Genomic DNA, 14,789 nt, shown 5'->3' on the forward strand with positions numbered 1-14,789 from the left:
GCGGCCGAAGGCTTCAGCCGCCATAGACCTTTGCGCCCGCCGCGCTGACCAGCCCTGCACTCACGTCCTTCTCCACGGCGGCACGGTCGCGCTTGGCCGGATCGCCGATGCCGCCGCCGCCCGGCGTCATCACGACGAGGCGGTCGTCCGGCGGAATGAGCTGAAAGCCTTTTCCTTTCAGCACCTTGCCCGACTTCAGCGAGACTGCGCCGGCGGCCCCGTCCTTGCCGCCGTCGCGCCCGCGGGGCGGATGGTCGATGCGGTCATAGGCGGCCAAGAGGTCGAAGGGCTTGCCGATGCGGCTGCCCACCTCGATGACCTGGCCGAGGCCGCCGCGACGGGTCCCTGCCCCGCCCGAATCCTCGCGGAACTCCTTGCGCCAGAAGATCAGCGGGGTGATCGACTCGGCGATCTCCACCGGCGTGCCCTTGACGCCCGACGGATAGGCCGTCGCCGAGAGACCGTCCTTCATCGGCCGGGCGCCGGTGCCGCCGTTGGACGTCACGGCCATCATGAACCCGTAGTTGCCGAGGCCCGCCTCGTCGGTCTGGCCGCGCACGTTGAGGTTCCACAGGCAGGACGTGCCCTCTGCCGGAACGCGGTCTGGCACCGCCTGACGCAGGGCGCCGAAGACGACGTCGGGCAGCATCTGGCCGATGATGTGGCGGGAGGCGACCGGCTTCGGTTTCAGCGCGTTGACGATCGAGTTCTCCGGCGCCGAAACGGTCAGCGGGGCGAGCGAACCCGCATTGTTCGGGATGTCCTTGCCGACGATGCAGGCGAGACCGAAGACGGTGTAGGCGGTCGTATAGGCGAGCGGGACGTTGATGCCGCGCTTCGAGGCCTCGCCCGTGCCCGTGTAGTCGACATGGATGCCCGTCGGCGTCACCTCGACGGAACAGGCGAGCGTCACCGGCTCGTCGTAGCCGTCAACGGTCATGGTGTTGGACCACTTGCCCTTCGGCAGGGCGGCGATCGCCTCCAGCACCGCCGCCTTCGAGCGGGTGAGGATGTGGTCGGAGAGCACGTCGAGGTCGTCGAGGCCGAACTCCTCCATCATCTCCGACAGCCGCTCGCAGCCGACGTCGTTGCAGGCGGCGAGCGAATAGACGTCACCCTCGGTGTCGATCGGCAGGCGCGTATTGGCGCGGATCATCGCCATCAGCGTCTCGTTGAGCTGGCCCTGGTCGGCGAGCTTCAGCAGCGGGATGTAGAGACCCTCCATAAAGACGTCGGTACCATCAGGCCCGAAGCCGATGCCGCCGATGTCCATGAGGTGGCTGGTGCAGGAGAACAGGCCGACCAGCCTGCCCTTGTGGAAGGCCGGCGTCGTCAGCACGAAGTCGTTGAGGTGGCCGGTGCCCATCCACGGGTCGTTGGTGATGTAGATGTCGCCCTTCTTCATCGTCTCCACGGGGAAGACGCGGACGAAGTGCTTGACGCTCTCGGCCATGGAATTGACGTGGCCGGGCGTGCCGGTCACCGCCTGGGCCAGCATGTTGCCCTCGCGGTCGAAGACGCCGGCGGAGAGGTCGCCCGCCTCGCGCACGATGGGCGAGAAGGCGGTGCGCAGCAGCACCTGCGCCTGCTCCTCGACCACCGCGATGAGGCGGTTCCACATGACCTGCAGTTCGATGTCGGAAAGCTTGCTCATGACGGTCACTTTCCCTTCGCGGTGGACTTGCGGGCGGTGAGGACGAGGCCGAGGCCGCCGTCGATCTCGGCGTCGAAGGCGGCGGTCACATAGGTCGAGGTGCCGGCCTCCACGACGATGGCCGGACCCGCGATACGGGCGCCCGGCGCCATGGCGAGGCGATCGTACATGGGCACGTCCACCGTCTGGCCGGCCTTGGCGTCGAAGACGGGCCGCATGCCGATGGGCTCAGGCCCGGCGACGGCCGCGGGTGTCGCGAGCCGTGGCGGACGCGCCGTGTCGGTGGTGACCAGAAGCGACCAGGAGAGGATCTCGATGGCGGCGCCCGGGATGTGGCGGGCGAAGAGCTGGCGGTAGCCGGTCTCGAAGCTCTCGCGCATGGCCGGAATGTCCGCTTCCGCCAGCGGCCGGTTGGGCAGCGCAACGGCGATCTCGTGCCCCTGCCCCGCATAGCGCATGAAGGCGGTGCGGGTTTCGGTGAGCTTGCGGTCGCCGGCGGCGGCACTGGCGAGTTCCGTCGCCTCGGCGCTCATCGCCGCAAGCAGCCGGTTCGCCTCGCCGAGGTCGAACTTGTCGAGGCGCATGAACTTGGAATGGACGAGTTCGTAGGCTGCCGGCGCCCGCAGGAAGCCGACCGCCGAGCCGACGCCCGCATCCGCCGGCACCACCACGCGGGCGATGCCGAGCTTCTCCGCCAGACGGGCGGCGTGGAGCGGTGCGGCGCCGCCGAAGGCGACCATGGTGTGGTCGGAGACCACGACGCCGCGCTCCACCGAGTGGACGCGGGCGGCGTTCGCCATGTTCTCGTCGACGATCTCGGCGACGCCATGGGCGGCCATGGCGGTCGAGAGGGACAGCGGCGTGCCGACGCTCGCGTCGAGCGCCGCGTCGGACCGGTCCGGATAGAGGGTGATGGCGCCACCGGCGAAGCGCGCCGGCTCGATCTTGCCGAGGGCGACGTCGGCGTCGGTCACGGTCGGGAGTTCGCCACCGCGGCCATAGCAGGCCGGGCCCGGCACGGAGGCGGCGGAATCGGGTCCCACCGTGATCCGCTTCAGCGTGTCGACGCGGGCGATCGAGCCGCCACCGGCGCCGATCTCCACCATCTCGATGACGGGAATGCGGACCGGAAGGCCGGAGCCCTTCATGAAGCGCGACTGGCGGTCCACCTCGAAGGTGCGCGCCTTGTAGGGCGTCGCGTCGTGAATGAGGCAGATCTTGGCGGTGGTGCCGCCCATGTCGAAGGAGAGCACCTTGTCCTCGCCCCGCTCGGCGGCGATGTGGGCGGCGAGGATGGCGCCGCCGGCAGGCCCTGATTCCACCAGACGGATGGGGAAGCGCGCCGCCGTCTCCAGCGTCGCCAGCGAGCCGCCGGACGTCATCAGGTGGATCGGCTTGCCATAGCCCTCCGCCGCGAAGCGCGCCTTCAGCCGGCCGAGATAGCCGGCCATCAGCGGCTGGACGTAGGCGTTGGCCACGGCCGTGGAGGTGCGCTCGTACTCGCGCATCTCCGGACAGACTTCCGAGGACAGCGTCACGGCGATGCCGGGCGCCTCCCGGGCGAGGATCGCGCGCGCCCGCTCCTCGTGGGCCGCATTGGCATAGGAATGGATGAAGGCGACGGCCACGGCCTCGACGCCCGCCGCCTTCAGGGCTGCGGCGACGGCCACCACCGCCGCCTCGTCCAGGTCGATCCACACCTTGCCGGTGACGTCGATGCGCTCGGGAACCGTGAAACGCAGTTCGCGCGGCACCAGCTGGCGGGGCTTGTCGATGAAGATGTCGTACTGGTCGTAGCGGCCCTCGTCGGCGATCTCGATCACGTCGCGGAAGCCGTCGGTGGCGATCAGCGCGGTCTTCGCGCCCTTGCGCTCGATCACCGCGTTGGTCGCGAGCGTCGTGCCGTGGACGAAGACGTCGAGGGCGGCAAAGCCGATGCCGGCCTGGTTGAGGACGAGGCGCGTACCCTCCACCACCGCCTCCTCGGGCGCATGGGGCGTGGTCAGCACCTTGGTGGTGAACCGCTCGTCCCCGTGCTCCAGCACGATGTCGGTGAAGGTGCCGCCGATATCGGTGGCGAGACGGGTGATGGCGGTCTGGGTCATGCCTGGTGTCCGGTCCCTCGAGTCGGGCGGGGCACTGCCGGGCAGTCCTCCGTCACCGATGCCGCGACCTTTCTGGCACGAACCCGCGGGTTCGGCGACAGCCAGCCGCGCGGGACGAGACATTCGATCGGACCAATCCGCATGTCAACGATTCATCGACAATTCGTCATCGAATTGGAGCCGATCGCGGAGCACCCCTGCGATGGACGCGCAGCAATACCACCGCAGGGCTCGACGGCGGCAGGCGGGCGGCGCACGATCCCGCCCGATCCATCGGCAGCTTTCCGGAGCGTCCACATGCCTGCAGCCACCACGCCCCTTGTCGAATGGGCCAAGCTCACCGCGCCGGAACTGAACGCCATGGCCGCAGCAGGCGCGACCGTGCTCCTGCCGGTCGCCTCCACCGAGCAGCACGGCCCCCATCTCGGCACGGGCGTCGACACCACCCTCTGCGGCACCGTCTGCCGCATCGCCGCCGAGAAGGCCGCGGACCGCCGGCCGACCGTCGTCGCGCCGACGCTCTGGGTTGGCATGGCCGAGCATCACATGGCGCATGGGGGCACCTTCACGCTGGATATCCCCACCTATCGAGCCGTCCTCCTCTGCCTGATCAGGTCACTGGCCCGCCACGGTTTCAAGCGGGTGCTGATCGTCAACGGCCACGGCGGCAACATGACCGCGCTCAACGCCTTCCTGCCGGATCTCGAGCGCGAGACCGGACTGGTCGTCGCCGCAACGACCTATTTTGAACTGGCGCAGCCGGCCTTCGCGCCGCTCCTCGAGGACCAGACGAGCGTGCTCCACGCCTGCGAGGCCGAGACGGCCATGATGATGGCCGTGGCGCCTGAGGCGGTGCGCGAAAACAAGCTCTCTGAGGCGATGGGCCCGCATTTCGGCGACCCGCGCGCCGTTCTGGCACCGCCGGCCCAGCGCTTCCGCTCCTTCGCCACGCTCACGCCCTCCGGCGTCCTCGGCGATGCGCGCAAGGCGACCCGCGCCAAGGGCGAGAAGCTGCTCGCCGCCGCCACCGACGCCCTCGCGGACCTCATCGTGCGCGGCGAGCCTTGGGAATGAGGCCCTAGCGGATCTTCGCCAGCCACTTTTTGTCGAGCATCACGTGGATGCCCTTGTTACCGTTGACGACCTGCGTCACCCGCACGTCGGCGACGAGCGACAGCAGCGCGAAGGCCTCGTCACGGTCGAGGCCGGCGCGCGCCGTGACGAGGTCGATCATCGAGCGCAGGGCGATCTGCACCGCCGCATCGAGGTCCGGGTCGAAGGCCATGGTGAGGACGTGGCTCGCCGTCTCGGCCATCGGCCAGGTCAGGCGCATGTCCTCGCGAACGGTCAGCTTGAAGGTGCCGATGAGGCCGGTCTCGATGGCGGTGATGCAGACCTCGCCGTCGCCCTGGGCGCCGTGCGCGTCGCCGACGGAGAAATTGGCGCCGTCGACGAAAACCGGCAGGTAGAGCGTCGTACCCGCCACCAGCTCCTTGTTGTCGAGATTGCCGCCGTTGCGGCGCGGCGGCAGGGTGTTGACCCTTCCCCATTCCGGCGGCGGCGCCACGGCCATGACGCCGAAGAACGGCCGGTCGAGCGGAATCTCATGACCCCAGGGCATGGTCGCGATCTTGCGGGCCCGGTCGATGCGCGAGTGGAACAGGCGCTTCGCCTTGATGTCGTCGGGCAGCGCCCCGACCAGCGGCGCGACGAAGGTGTAGCCCCAGTCGTAGTGGAGATCGATCGCCTCGATGTCGACCTGCAGCACGTGACCCGCCTTGGCGCCGGCGACCGCCACCGGCCCGGTGCAGATATGCCCCGGCAAGGTTGGCCCACCGAAGCGCTGGTGGATCGCCAGGAGCCCGGGCGGAATGCCCCAGTCCGCGGGAGGCAGCACGTCGGCGCCGCCCGAGACCGTCGACAGCGTGACCGTCTCGCCAGACCGTATGGTGAGCCGCGGCGGCAGGGCGGCGTCGAAATAGCCCCAGTGGGCAGTGTCGGCGCCGGCGTCGAGGCGATGGGTCATGGCTGCGGGTCCCCCTGGAAAGCCCGGAAGTTTAGCTGCTCATCGGCGCCTGCCTAGCCTCGGCATCCGCAGTGCAGCGCCGCCTGCGATGACGGCCTCGCTCTCGCGCTTCACGTCTGCGTGCAATGCATCCAAACGGCACCGTCATCGCGTAGACTGCATGACCGAGCTGGAGCCCCGACCATGCTGACACGCCGCATCCTCCTCGCCTCGCCCCTTCTCGCCGCCCTGCCCTCGCCGCTCGCCGCCCAGGTCTCGTCCTCGGCCTACGCTTTTTCCTTCGATGGCCTCGACGGCAATCCGGTCCGCCTCGCCGACCACGCCGGGAGGGTTCTGCTGGTGGTGAACACCGCCTCCTCCTGCGGATTCACCCCCCAATATGCCGATCTCCAGACGCTCTGGACCCGCTACCGCGATCGCGGGCTGACGATCGTCGGCGTCCCCTCGGACGACTTCAATCAGGAGCGCGGCTCTGCCGCCGACATCGCCGCGATCTGCCAGGGCGTCTATGGCGTCTCCTTCCCCATGGCCGGAAAGCACCGCGTCACGGGCGGGCAAGCCCATCCCTTCTACCGCTGGGTAGCCGCCCAGCGGCCCGCGGACATCCCGACCTGGAACTTCCACAAATACGTTCTCGGCCGCAGCGGACAGGTCGTCGGCGCTTTCCCGGCGAGGGTCCGGCCCACCGATCCGCGCATCATCGCCCTCATCGAGGCGCAGCTGGCCTCCGCCTGAAGACCGTTCGCATCGGCCGCCGACTCCTGTAAGGAGGAGCACGATGCTGATCACGTCCTCTTCAGAACTCGCCGCCGTTTGCGCGCGGCTCGCCAAGCACCCCTTCGTCACGGTCGACACGGAGTTCCTCCGTGAGACGACCTTCTGGCCGAAGCTCTGTGTCATCCAGCTCGCGAGCGCGGCGGAGGCTGTTGCGGTCGATGCGCTCGCGCCCGGCATGGATCTGACTCCCTTCTTCGACTTGATGGTCGACCCCGCGGTGGTGAAGGTGTTCCACGCGGCCCGGCAGGACGTCGAAATCGTCTGGCACCTGTCCAAGCGCATCCCCGAGCCGCTTTTCGACAGCCAGGTGGCGGCGATGGTCCTCGGCTATGGCGACTCGATCTCCTACGACCAGCTCGTCCAGCGCACCAACGGCACCCAGCTCGATAAGACCAGCCGCTTCACCGACTGGTCGAAGCGCCCGCTCAGCCCCGCGCAGATCGACTACGCCATCGCCGACGTCACCCACCTGCGCGACGTCTACGTCAAGCTGACCGGCGAGCTCGAGAAGCGCGGCCGCAACGAATGGGTCGCCGAGGAGATGCGCGTCCTCACCTCCCCCGACACCTACCGCCAGGAACCCGAGCGGGCCTGGGAACGGTTCCGCAGCCGTGTCCGCAAGCCACGCGAACTCGCCGTGCTGATGGAGGTCGCCGCCTGGCGCGAGCGCGAGGCCCAGGCCCGCGACGTGCCGCGCTCGCGGGTGCTCAAGGACGACAGCCTCTTCGACATCGCGCTCACCGGACCGAAGAGCGTCGAGGCGCTGGGCGCCATGCGCTCGATCCCCAAGGGCTGGGAGCGCTCGCGCGACGGCATGGCCGTGGTCGAGGCGGTGCAGGCGGGCCTCGCGCGCGATCCGCGCGAGCTGCCGGCCATCGACAAGCATCGCCCGCAGAGCCAGTCGCAGTCGGCGACCGTCGAGCTCCTCAAGGTGCTTCTCAAGATGGTCGCCGAGAAGCATCATGTCGCCGCCAAGGTGGTGGCGACCTCCGACGATCTCGACCGCATCGCCGAGAGCGACGAGGCCGATGTCGGCGCCCTCAAGGGCTGGCGGCGCGAACTCTTCGGCGACAAGGCCCTGGCCCTCAAGCACGGCAAGCTGGCCCTCGCCATCGAGCGCGGCCGCGTCACCACCGTCGAACGCACACCGGCGGTCGTCATCGCCGAAGCCTGAAGGAGCTCGCATGAGCAGGACCGATCCGGCCCTCGCCAGGGCCCATGACCTGCTCGGGCGCTTCGTCCTCTTCGACGGGCACAACGACCTGCCCTTCTCGATCCGCCGCGCCGCGGATGGCGACGTCGCCGCCTACGGTCTCGACCGGGTCCACCAGGAGAGTGACACCGACATTCCGCGCCTGCGCGAGGGAAAGGTCGGGGCGCAGGTCTTCGCCGCCTTCGTGCCGACCTCGGTGCCCGATCCGGGGCGCTTCACCCTCGAACAGATCGCCATCGGCCTCGACATCGAGACGGTGCATGCCGACGTGTTCCACCCCGCCCGCCGCGCCGCCGACGTCGCCGCCGCCCGCCGGATGGGCAAGATCGCGTCCGTCATCTCGGTGGAGAGCGCGGTCGGCCTCGGCGGTTCGCTGTCGCCGCTCAGGGTCTGGTACGCGGCGGGCGTGCGCATCCTCACCCTCTGCCACAACGAGACGCTCGCCTGGATCGATTCGGCCACAGATGCCCCACGCCATGGTGGGCTGACCGATTTCGGCCGGGCCCTGGTCGCCGAGTGCAACCGCATCGGCATGATGGTCGACCTCGCCCACGCCTCGCCAAAAGCCCAGCACGACGCGCTGGACGTGGCGACGGCGCCGCTTCTCTGGTCGCATTCCAACGCCGCGACGCTCTGCCCGCATCCGCGCAACGTCACCGACGACGTCCTCGACCGGGTCAAGGGGAACGGCGGCATCGTCATGGCGACCTTCGTGCCGAACTTCATTTCGCGGAAGAGCCACGACTGGATGGCGCCGCTGCAGGTGCACGGCAAAACCCCGCCGGGCCGCGACATCGACGCGGCTGTCGCCCGCCGGGCGGCGGAAGCCGGCCCGTGGCCGCGCGCCTCCATCAGCGAACTCTGCGACCACATCCAGTACATCGTCGGCCGCACGGGCCTTGCCCATGTCGGCATCGGCTCCGACTTCTACGGCGGCCCCAACCCGCCCGACCTCGCCGACGCCTCGCGCTTCCCCCACCTCGTCGCAGAGCTGGTTCGGCGCGGCTGGTCCGACGCGGCCCTCAAGGGCATCCTGTCGGGCAATGTTCTGAGGGTCTGGCGGACCGTGGAGAAGATGTCGGCGACGCTGACGGCCGAGCGCCCGCCGGGCATCGCGCGCGTCGCCGCCGAGACGCTCGCGCCCCCCAGACGCAAGAAGCCGGCGACCTGAGGCCGCCGGCTCCCGCCGGAACGACGTCGCGGCGCCGTCAGTGCGCCATCAGCACCGGCACGGGCGAGTACTGGAGCAGGGTCGTGGTGGTGCCGCCGAGCACCATCTGGCGCAGGCGCGAGTGGGCGTAGGCGCCCATGACGATCATCTGTGCACGCGTGTTCTGCGCATGCTCGACGATCGTCTTGCCGACGTTGCGGCTGTAGGGGAGGTTCGTCACCGTCACCTTGACGCCGTGATGGGCCAGCATGGGCGCGAGATCGGCGCCGGCCACGAGGTCGTCCGCGTGGCGGTCACCGAGCACCGAGACGATCTCCACCTGCCCCGCCTTGTCGATGAAGTCCGAGGCCGAGCCGATGGCACGGGCCGCGACCGCCGAGCCGTCCCAGGCGACGACGATGGAATTGGTGGCGCGCGACGGCTCGAACCCGTCCGGCGCGAGGATGGTCGGGCGGCCGGTGGACAGGAGCAGCGTCTCGGCGAGTTCGGTCGCCCAGACATCGTCCGGCCGCGGCCGGCCACAGACGCAGAAGTCATGCAGGCGGCCACGCTTGCCGATGCGGCCGAACAGCGGGTCGATGGCGTCCGTCACCACCTCCACCGTCGCGGCGACACCGGCCGCCTGGGCGGCGCTGCGGATGGCGTCGCAGAGCTCGTCGGCTTTGTCGGTGCGGGTGTCGTTCTCGTCGGCGACGATGGCCTGCACCTCGGCGACGCCGGAATAGACGACCACCGGCACCTTGATGGCGCCGACCACGACCGAAAGATGCGCGCCATGGCTTGAGGCGAGCGAAACGGCATAGTCGATGGCGCCCTGCGGCCGGGCGCCGTCACCGGCAATGAGGGCGAGCAAAACGGATTTGATCGACATAGTGGGGGAGCTCCTTATTCACGAGCGAACACGTCGGGACGGTCGCGCGTTCCAGGCCGTGCGTCCTTGATGGAGATCAGACGCCGTCCGGAGCTTAGCCGATCAGAGCGGGATGTTGTCGTGCTTCTTCCACGGCGTTTCGGCCGACTTGTGCCGCAGGAGCGCCAGCGCCCTCGCCACCCGCCGGCGGGTCGAGTGCGGCATGATGACCTCGTCGATGTATCCGCGCTCGGCGGCGACGAAGGGCGACAGGAACCGCTCCTCGTACTCTTTCGTGCGCGCTGCGATCTTCTCCGCATCGTTCATGTCGGCACGGAAGATGATCTCGACGGCCCCCTTGGCGCCCATCACCGCGATCTGCGCGGTCGGCCAGGCGTAGTTGATGTCGCCGCCGATGTGCTTGGAGGCCATCACGTCGTAGGCGCCGCCGAAGGCCTTGCGGGTGATGACGGTCACCAGCGGCACGGTGCACTGGGAATAGGCGAAGAGCAGCTTGGCGCCATGCTTGATGAGGCCGCCATATTCCTGGCTCGTGCCGGGCAGGAAGCCGGGAACGTCCACGAACGTGACGATCGGGATCGAGAAGGCGTCGCAGAAGCGCACGAAGCGCGCCGCCTTGCGGCTGGCGTCGGAATCGAGAACCCCCGCCAGCACCATGGGCTGGTTGGCCACGATGCCGACGGAACGGCCCTCGAGCCTGGCGAAGCCCGTGATGATGTTGGGCGCGAACTTGGCCTGGATTTCGAAGAAGTCGCCCTCGTCGACCGTCTTCAGGATCAGTTCCTTCATGTCGTAGGGCTTGTTCGGATTGTCCGGCACCAGCGTGTCCAGCGACATGTCGATGCGGTCGGGCTGGTCGAAGGACGGGATCTCCGGCACGCCCTCCATGTTGTTCGACGGCAGGAAGTCGATGAGGCGGCGCATCTGCAGGAGCAGTTCGAGGTCGTTCTCGTAGGCGCCGTCGGCGACGGAGGACTTCACCGCGTGCACGGAAGCGCCGCCCAGCTCCTCCGACGTGACGACCTCGTTGGTCACCGTCTTCACCACGTCAGGGCCGGTCACGAACATGTAGCTCGTGTCCTTCACCATGAAGATGAAATCGGTCATGGCGGGCGAATAGACGTCGCCGCCGGCGCAGGGACCCATGATCAGCGAAATCTGCGGAATGACGCCGGAAGCAATCACATTCCGCTTGAAGACCTCGCCATAACCACCCAGCGCGTCGACACCTTCCTGGATACGGGCGCCGCCCGCATCGAACAGGCCGATGATCGGCGCCCGCGCCTTCAGCGCCATGTCCTGGATCTTGGTGATCTTCGCCGCATGGGCGCCGGACAGCGATCCGCCGAAGACGGTGAAGTCCTTGGAGAAGATGAAGACGGTGCGACCGTTCACCGTGCCCCAGCCGGTGACGACGCCGTCGCCGGGGATGTGGGACTTCTCCATGCCGAAATCCGCGCAGCGGTGCTGCACGAACATGTCGAACTCCTCGAAGGAACCCTTGTCGACCAGCAGTTCGATGCGCTCGCGCGCGGTCAACTTGCCGCGGGCATGCTGGGCGTCGATGCGCTTCTGGCCACCGCCGAGGCGGGCCTCGGCACGACGGTCTTCCAGCCTTTCGAGGACGTCCTTCATTGCAGCGCCGGGGATCGTGCCCCGCCCCTCATCGGTAATCGAACCAAGCTCGTCCGATAGCACGCAAGCTCCGCGCCAACCAATGAGACTGTCGGGGGATAGGATGCGGCAAACCACCCCCGCGCCTGCTATGGAGCCGACGTTCGGTTCCACCCCTCCGGGTTTCTCCCATGTTCGACCTGTCCACGCGAATGCTGCTGCGGCTCGAAGGCGCGGCGTTGTTCCTCGCCGCCGTTTCCGCCTATGCCTGGACCGGCCAGTCGTGGTGGCTGTTCGCAGCCCTGCTCCTCGCGCCGGACATCGGGATGGCCGCCTATCTCGCCGGGCCTAAGATCGGCGCGCGCGGCTACAATCTCGTCCACACCACGGTCGTGCCGTGGGGTATGGGGATCGCCGGCCTGGCATGGCAGGCGCCGTTGGCGGTCGCCGTCGCCCTGATCTGGCTCGCCCATATCGGCCTCGACCGGGCCCTCGGCTACGGCCTCAAGGAGCCCACGGGGTTCAAGGACACCCATCTCGGCCGCATCGGCGGATAGCGCCGGTTCAAGCCGGCAGCGTCTTGCCCTGGTTGTACTTCCAGATGCCGACCGCCAGGACGAGCGTGGTGATTCCGGCCACCAGCACGGTAAAAGGCGTTGCGCCCAGCTTTTCGAACCACTGGGTGTAGAAGTGGATGGCGCCGAAGACCGCGGCGAGGTTCAGCACCCACGGCCGGTTGGCCCGCGCCGCCCAGATGCCGGCACCGACGATGGCGACGAGCCAGCCGACCGAAAAGACGAGGGCCGGAATGACGGGGGCATAGCGCGACGTGCTCGCCGGCTCCACGAACCAGGTCAGCCGGTCGCCCCAGAGGGAGCCGATCCAGAAGCCGAAATTGACCAGGAGCAGCGCCGTACGGGCGGCGACGATGGCGAGGCGCGACATGTCGGCGCGCAAAACCTTGGACGCCTGGTAGGCGGCGATGGCGAGGCCCGAGAACAGGACGACCGTCATCGCCGGCTGCCGGATGGCGAGGAAATAGGTAGCGTGCATGTAGCCGGTGCGCGCACCGATCGTTGCCGACAGCGCGAGAACGGCGAGCGCGATCAGGAGCCCCGAGCGGGCGACGACACCGGCAACGACGAAGATGGCCGTCACCGCGAAGAGGGCCGGCACCGATCCCTTGGTGAGGAACATGACGCCCCCGGCGAGCATGAGGGCGCCGGCGAGCAGCACGATCTGCGCCAGCACCGACCAGGCCTGCTCGCCCTTCAGGACGAAGCCGAGACCGACGCCGCCGAGGATGCCGCCCAGCACCACCGCCACCATGGGCTCGGGCACGAGGCCCATGACGCCGAGAGCGACCGCCACCACGCCGAAGCCGATGAGCATGTTCATGGCGAGCGAGCCGGTGCTCTCCGCCGCCAGCGCCTGGAGCCGGGACGCCTCGTCGGGAGTCAGGCGGCCCTGCTCAACCAGCTTGCCGATGTCGAGCGTGATCTTCATGTGGGAGCTCCCCGCCGCGTCGGGCGGCTGTCGGGGTCAGGAATGACGCCCGCCCCGTTTCACCGTCGTGTCATACGGTGGCGAGCACCGTTGCCGCGGCATCGAACTCGCGGCGCCGGGCGACGCGCCGCTCGGCGGCGTCCGCATCCTCGCCCCATTGCGAGATCTGGAAATCCTCGTCGACATGGGCGGCGCTCCAGACGGCGTCGGCATCCAGCTTGCCCTGCAGCAGTGCGAGCGCGAGCAGCGCCGAGCCGGTCAGGGTCGTCACCACGTGGGTCGCGCCGATCCGCCAGCCGTCCGCCTGCGGCAACGCGGCGGCGAGCGCTTCGAGCGCGGCGGGAGGCTGGGTGACGAAAACGACCCCCTGCGACAGGATCAGCCGCGCGCCGAGGTCGTCGCGTGCCCAGTCGAGCACCGGGTTCCAGGCGGCGTCCTGACGAGCGACGAGGCTCGCCGGCCCTTCCGCCCGGTAGCAGAGGAGATCGGAGCCGGCATAGCGCACGATCTCCGCGGCGACCGGCGCGGGATCGGGCGCGACGCCGTCGATGATGGAATTGGCGATCCGCGTGATCGGCATCTTCAGGGGATCGATGAACTCGCCGAGCGCAGCCCATTCCGCCGCCACCGCCTCGGCCAGGGGCTGGCTCGGAAAGGCCAGGGCGTGGCGGCCGGGGGTCTTCGCCGGTCGTCCGTCGAGGAGAAGCCGCCACCCGTCCTCGGACGGGCCTGCTGTCGCCTCCTGGTAGAAGCGCTTCGGGTAGGTCGGCTTCATGGCGAGCCGTGCCGAGGCCACGGGATCGTAGGCGGCAGGGTCGAGGTCCCGCGCGAACCAGTCTTCGAAGGCGCTCTTGCTCATCAGCGCCATGTAGAGGCTCGCGCGCGCGATTTCAAACCGGCTCAGGCAACGAAGCGCAGGAACACCTCGCGGGCATCGGGCATCGGCAGGCCACGCGGCTCGAAGACGTGGCGGGTGAGAAAATGGCCGGTGAGGCGAAAGCCGGCGCGCACGTCCTCGGGTGCGATCGCGGCGGCGCCGCGCAGGAAGGGCGGAAGGGCGAGCAGCCGGTCGCGCCACGGCTCGCCGGCGGTGCGGGAGACCGCCCTGCCCGTCTTCGGCGAGACGTAGACGAGATCCTCCGTCGTGCCCGTAGCGGCGCATTCGGAGAGGTCGACTCCGAAGCCGAGGAGCCGCAGCACCTCCAGCTCGAAGCGGACCATGAGGGGCGCCGCGATGGCGACGTCCGGCAACGTGTCGGCGATGAGCGCCACCGCCTCGTAGATGCCCTCATGGGCCTCGCGCTCGGGCATGAGGCGGGCCGTGGCGGCGAGCAGCGTGATTCCGGCGATGCCTTCCCGGCTCTCCATCAGCCGCGCCGCCCGCGAGACCGAGGCCTCGATGGCATAGGTGCCGAGATGCTCGTCGAGCCGGGCGGACCAGTTGGCGTGGACCGTGTTGCCGGGCTGGATGACCGGCTGCTGGCGCCGCGATCGCCCGCCACGCACCAGGCCGAGATGCCGGCCGTGGGTGCGGGTGAAGAGCTCGAGGATCACGCTCGACTCACCGTAGGACCGGGCGCCGAGAACGATCCCCTCGTCGACCCAATGCATGGGGTCAGTAGTCGGAGAGCTTCAGGTCCGGCGAATAGGCCACGTCCTCCACCTCCCTGACGATGGCCTGGCCGCAGATCACGCGGCCCTTGGCGGCATCGAAGGTCAGCGTCGGATGACCGTAGAGCTGCCAGCCTTTGTTGATGGCCTCGCTGACGCGGTGGCAGAAGGCCGAATCGTCGGGGCCGGTCAGGTAGCGGTAGAGCGTGGTGGTGGACTTCGGCTTTACGGACAGCATGGC

Annotated in this window: 14 protein-coding genes; 5 read left to right on the forward strand and 9 right to left on the reverse strand. The window is 69.0% G+C overall.

What is annotated here, in order from left to right:
- Nucleotides 1–13 precede the first annotated feature (13 nt).
- Nucleotides 14–1,654, reverse strand: a complete 1,641-nt coding sequence (locus tag ACT6XY_RS01955; RefSeq protein ID WP_444746664.1) for a hydantoinase B/oxoprolinase family protein — start codon at nucleotides 1,652–1,654, stop codon at nucleotides 14–16.
- Between the two features lie 5 nt (nucleotides 1,655–1,659).
- Nucleotides 1,660–3,759, reverse strand: a complete 2,100-nt coding sequence (locus ACT6XY_RS01960; RefSeq protein ID WP_444746665.1) for a hydantoinase/oxoprolinase family protein — start codon at nucleotides 3,757–3,759, stop codon at nucleotides 1,660–1,662.
- Between the two features lie 297 nt (nucleotides 3,760–4,056).
- On the opposite strand from ACT6XY_RS01960, the gene ACT6XY_RS01965 reads away from it, so the two are divergent.
- Entirely contained in the window at nucleotides 4,057–4,833 is a 777-nt protein-coding gene (locus ACT6XY_RS01965; RefSeq protein ID WP_444746666.1) for a creatininase family protein, read from the forward strand.
- Between the two features lie 4 nt (nucleotides 4,834–4,837).
- Here the strand turns inward: ACT6XY_RS01965 and ACT6XY_RS01970 are convergent, their stop codons facing one another.
- Entirely contained in the window at nucleotides 4,838–5,785 is a 948-nt protein-coding gene (locus ACT6XY_RS01970) for an acetamidase/formamidase family protein (RefSeq protein ID WP_444746667.1), read from the reverse strand.
- A gap of 183 nt (nucleotides 5,786–5,968) precedes the next feature.
- On the opposite strand from ACT6XY_RS01970, the gene ACT6XY_RS01975 reads away from it, so the two are divergent.
- The 3 genes from ACT6XY_RS01975 to ACT6XY_RS01985 are packed head-to-tail and all read left to right on the forward strand — an operon-like array spanning nucleotide 5,969 to nucleotide 8,946.
- Nucleotides 5,969–6,520: a glutathione peroxidase gene (locus tag ACT6XY_RS01975; protein WP_444746668.1), complete on the forward strand. Its 552-nt coding sequence runs from the start codon at nucleotides 5,969–5,971 to the stop codon at nucleotides 6,518–6,520.
- Nucleotides 6,521–6,563: 43 nt separating this feature from the next.
- On the forward strand, nucleotides 6,564–7,736 hold the full coding sequence (gene rnd / locus ACT6XY_RS01980) for a ribonuclease D (protein ID WP_444746669.1): 1,173 nt from the start codon (nucleotides 6,564–6,566) through the stop codon (nucleotides 7,734–7,736).
- A 10-nt stretch (nucleotides 7,737–7,746) separates the two neighbouring features.
- Nucleotides 7,747–8,946 carry a dipeptidase gene (locus ACT6XY_RS01985; RefSeq protein WP_444746670.1) on the forward strand — a complete coding sequence of 400 codons (1,200 nt, stop codon included), beginning with the start codon at nucleotides 7,747–7,749 and terminating at the stop codon, nucleotides 8,944–8,946.
- A 37-nt stretch (nucleotides 8,947–8,983) separates the two neighbouring features.
- Here ACT6XY_RS01985 and ACT6XY_RS01990 read toward each other — a convergent pair whose 3' ends face one another.
- On the reverse strand, nucleotides 8,984–9,817 hold the full coding sequence (locus ACT6XY_RS01990) for a universal stress protein (RefSeq protein WP_444746671.1): 834 nt from the start codon (nucleotides 9,815–9,817) through the stop codon (nucleotides 8,984–8,986).
- A gap of 102 nt (nucleotides 9,818–9,919) precedes the next feature.
- A complete protein-coding gene (locus ACT6XY_RS01995) occupies nucleotides 9,920–11,452 on the reverse strand; it encodes an acyl-CoA carboxylase subunit beta (protein WP_444746672.1) in 1,533 nt (510 codons plus the stop codon).
- A 170-nt stretch (nucleotides 11,453–11,622) separates the two neighbouring features.
- Between ACT6XY_RS01995 and ACT6XY_RS02000 the strand changes: the two genes are divergently transcribed.
- Complete coding sequence (locus tag ACT6XY_RS02000) at nucleotides 11,623–11,988, forward strand: DUF4260 domain-containing protein (RefSeq protein WP_444567261.1); 366 nt, start codon at nucleotides 11,623–11,625, stop codon at nucleotides 11,986–11,988.
- Between the two features lie 7 nt (nucleotides 11,989–11,995).
- Here ACT6XY_RS02000 and ACT6XY_RS02005 read toward each other — a convergent pair whose 3' ends face one another.
- The 4 genes from ACT6XY_RS02005 to ACT6XY_RS02020 form a co-directional block, all read right to left on the reverse strand.
- Nucleotides 11,996–12,937, reverse strand: coding sequence for a hypothetical protein (locus ACT6XY_RS02005; protein WP_444567260.1), 942 nt, complete (start codon nucleotides 12,935–12,937; stop codon nucleotides 11,996–11,998).
- Nucleotides 12,938–13,007: 70 nt separating this feature from the next.
- The gene (locus ACT6XY_RS02010) at nucleotides 13,008–13,796 is read right to left on the reverse strand and encodes an ATP12 family chaperone protein (protein ID WP_444567264.1); all 789 of its coding nucleotides are present in this window, start codon (nucleotides 13,794–13,796) and stop codon (nucleotides 13,008–13,010) included.
- A gap of 41 nt (nucleotides 13,797–13,837) precedes the next feature.
- The gene (gene recO, locus ACT6XY_RS02015) at nucleotides 13,838–14,548 is read right to left on the reverse strand and encodes a DNA repair protein RecO (protein WP_444567259.1); all 711 of its coding nucleotides are present in this window, start codon (nucleotides 14,546–14,548) and stop codon (nucleotides 13,838–13,840) included.
- Nucleotides 14,549–14,552: 4 nt separating this feature from the next.
- Nucleotides 14,553–14,786, reverse strand: coding sequence for a DUF1737 domain-containing protein (locus ACT6XY_RS02020; protein WP_444567258.1), 234 nt, complete (start codon nucleotides 14,784–14,786; stop codon nucleotides 14,553–14,555).
- Between the last annotated feature and the right edge of the window lie 3 nt (nucleotides 14,787–14,789).

The sequence above is a fragment of the Phreatobacter sp. genome, assembly GCF_052440005.1.
In the GTDB taxonomy this organism is placed as follows: domain Bacteria; phylum Pseudomonadota; class Alphaproteobacteria; order Rhizobiales; family Phreatobacteraceae; genus Phreatobacter.